General features: G+C 62.7%; 4 protein-coding genes. All 4 read right to left on the bottom strand.

The annotated features are described in order from the left end of the window. Positions 1-445, bottom strand: a 445-nt coding sequence (puhC, locus tag ACIQ3A_RS14715) for a photosynthetic complex assembly protein PuhC (RefSeq protein ID WP_396432473.1), incomplete at its 3' end; no start/stop codon positions are given. Then, positions 442-1101 (bottom strand): photosynthetic complex putative assembly protein PuhB, encoded by a 660-nt coding sequence (puhB, locus tag ACIQ3A_RS14710; RefSeq protein WP_396432472.1) that lies wholly within the window; start codon positions 1099-1101, stop codon positions 442-444. The genes puhB and puhC, both read right to left, overlap by 4 nt. Continuing rightward, positions 1098-1862, bottom strand: coding sequence for a photosynthetic reaction center subunit H (gene puhA / locus ACIQ3A_RS14705; protein WP_396432471.1), 765 nt, complete (start codon positions 1860-1862; stop codon positions 1098-1100). Before puhA ends, puhB begins: the two co-directional genes overlap by 4 nt. A gap of 32 nt (positions 1863-1894) precedes the next feature. Next, positions 1895-3031: MFS transporter (locus tag ACIQ3A_RS14700; RefSeq protein ID WP_396432470.1), on the bottom strand; the 1137-nt coding region annotated here is incomplete at its 5' end.

Below are 3031 nucleotides of genomic sequence, written 5' to 3'. Positions count from 1 at the left end.
AGCTGGCAAAGACGGCGGCATTGCTGGGACCAAACGATTCGAGGTCAATGCGTTGATGGGTGCTGGGGTCGAGCAGGGTCAGGCGGCCATCGGTGCGCCCAATCAACAGAAAAGGGCCATCGCCACTGATTTTTTCGCGGTGGCGCTCTCTGGCCAGGGCGCGTAAGCTGCTGCGCAAAAAGCCTTGTTCACCCGTGAAGCTGGCCACTTGCCGGCCTGTGCTCTGGTCGAGCACGGCGATGTCGCCACCGGGCAGGTCACGAAACTGTAAGGCACGTTGCCACTGCACGGCGGCGTCAGGGCTGCGGGGGTCCAGCCCTGACCACCTGGCCAGACCGATGGCCACCAGCAGAGCCAGCAGCAGCACGCCGATCCAGGCCATGGAGCGGTTCAGGCTCAGGCGCTGGTTCTGGGTGGACCAATGTGTCTTGGGCAAGGTGTTCATGCCAGCATGCCTTGTTGGTGAGGGGCTTGGGAAGCAGGCGCTGAGGATGCATCGGCCATGCGCAGGCTTTCCCCAGCGCGTTCTGCGCGCCACAAGTTCAGCAGTTGTTCACCCACCTGCGCACCATTGGGCACACAACGCAAGGTGGGTTGGGGCTGGCTGATATGCCAGGCACGCTGGTGCGGCCACAGGTGCGCCCAGCCAATGCGGTCTTCGGGGTTCAGGGCCAGGGCGATGTCACCCATGCCACGTGCATGGGGCTTGAGGGAGGCGGCTGCGATGCGTTTGAAGGGCAGGTTGAAAGTCAGCGTCAGCACGATGCCAATGCGCATCACCACCCGCTTGTTGGTCAGGGTATACAGCGTGCTGCGCGCTGACAACCAGGCGGTGCCCAACAGCAGCGCCAAGGCCAGGGCATAAAAGCTGGCCGCCACCACCATCGGCTTCCAGTCGACAGCGCCTTCAGGCGCCGTCAGGTTGATGGCTTGCACCGCCAGCATCAGGGCAAAGTAAAGGGCCACTTTGCGCACATGAAAGGCGTGGATGGCCAGGCTGCGCCAGTCTGGCGCACCTTGCCAGACCATGCGCTCGCCCTTGGGCAAAGCGCTGGGCAAGCCGGGAGCGGCTTCCCATTCGTGTTCGTGGGTGGCTTTCATATGATGGGTTCCTGGCGCTCAGGTGTCGCGTACAAGGTGCCTGCACCGTAATAGGCGGTGATTTTTTCTTCTTCGAGCAAGGTGATCTGCTCATTCGATTTTGTCTGGGGCACGTTGACAAACTGGTGGCCGAGGATGGCTTGCACGTGCGTGCCGTCTTTTTTGATGCGCGCAAAGGTCATGGGCAGCAAGACGCGTTTATCGGAGCCGGCCAGTTGCACTTCGGCGTAGCGAAACAGCATCTCCATGCGGTCTACCCAGAGTTCGCACACGGTGCCTGCGATCACTTTGTCAGCACCCCAGACGGGCAGGCCGCGGGGGTCTACATCCTGCTTGGCCACCGAGTGGTCCGTGGCGATGCGCAAGGGCACGATCTTGGGGTGGCCGTGCGGGTCCATGTCGGGCGTGTCGGCGCGCATGGCCCAAGCGCCAGGCCCCACGCCAGCCAGCAACGGGTCGCCTATAGGCTCAAGCGGCGCACCGTTCCAGCCGTGTGTGGGCTGGCCGCTGTATTCGCCATCAGGGCGGGCCAGATCGGGCGAGAGGTAGGTGTGGCCATCTTGTGTCTTGAAGACCTTGGGCTCGGGCACGGGTGGCCAGCCGTCGATCTTGGGGCCGTTTTCGCGGCCAGAGTCCATCGGGTAGCCTTCGCGGTGGTTTTCACGCAAGAGGTAATAAATCAGCCCCGCGAAGAACGCCCAGAACATGTACAAAACGATTTGGGCCACATCGATGTACTGTGTGATTGCGCCTGTTTCCATGGCTGTGCTCCTTCAAAAAAAATGGTCAATCGTCAGCTTGGCAGTTGCGCCAGGCCAAACGGGGTGGGTGGGTTGCTGCTGGCTGCACGGGCGGCCAGGCGGCTGGATCGCAACATGGGGCCCAAGGCCACCAGCACGACAAACAACAAATAAATTTCGAGGTGGTAGACAAAGCTGTAGGCCGTGATGGGCGTGACCAGGGCCTCGCCCATGGCGCCCGACATGGCCAGCACCGACACACCGTCGCGCAGTGCACCGCCCAGCGCCATGGCCGCACCGGCGCTGGTGGCTTGCACGGCGCCCCAGGTGCCGATGACCAGACCGCCCAGCTCACTCAGTCGGTTGCCGTCCTGGGCCATGCCCATGGCCGTGACCAGCATGCCGACTGAAAACAGGCCGCCGCTGAAGCCGATCAGGCCCACGCCGCAGCGGAACAGCCAGGCCGCTTCGAGGGGGCCAGAAAAAATCACCATCGCAAAAGCAGGCAAGCCCAACAGCACGCCCAGACTGGCCAGGCGACAGGCATGCAGCCCACCCGACAGCCAGCGGGCTGAGACCATGAAGGCCAGCAAGGCACCGCCTGAACTCAGGGCGGTGAGGGCACTGGTCATGCCCACGTCGAGCCGCAAAATCTCGGCGGCGTAGGGTTCCAACACGATGTCTTGCATGTTGAAGGCAAAGGTGCCCAAACCCAGTGTCCACATGAAGCGACGCATCTGGGGTTGCGCCATCAGTTCGCGCCAGCTGTGGGCAAAACCGCCTGCAGCGCGGCGACCACGTTTGGCTTGCCTGGCCTCTTGCTTCCACAGCGAGGTCAGGTTCATCACCGCCACCAGCACGGCACAGCCTTGCACCAGCTGAATCAGTTTTTGTGGAGTGAAGTCATCGAGCACCAGCCCAAACACCGTGCTGCTGGCGATCATGCCGATCAGCAGCATGCTGTAGAGCAAGGCGACCACACGGGGGCGCTTGTCGTCGGTGGCCAGGTCGTGGGCCAATGCCATGCCGGCAGTTTGCGTGACCTGGATGCCCGCACCCACCAGCACAAAGGCCAGGCATGCACCGATCTGGCCCACCCACAGGTTGGGGCTTTCTGGTTCTGACAGCAGCAGCAGGGCAAAGGGCATGATGGACAGACCACCAAACAACAGCAAGGTGCCCGTCCACAT

The organism is Limnohabitans sp. (assembly GCF_044361985.1).
Classification (GTDB): domain Bacteria; phylum Pseudomonadota; class Gammaproteobacteria; order Burkholderiales; family Burkholderiaceae_C; genus Limnohabitans_A.
This window is presented reverse-complemented; position numbering and strand designations above follow the sequence as displayed.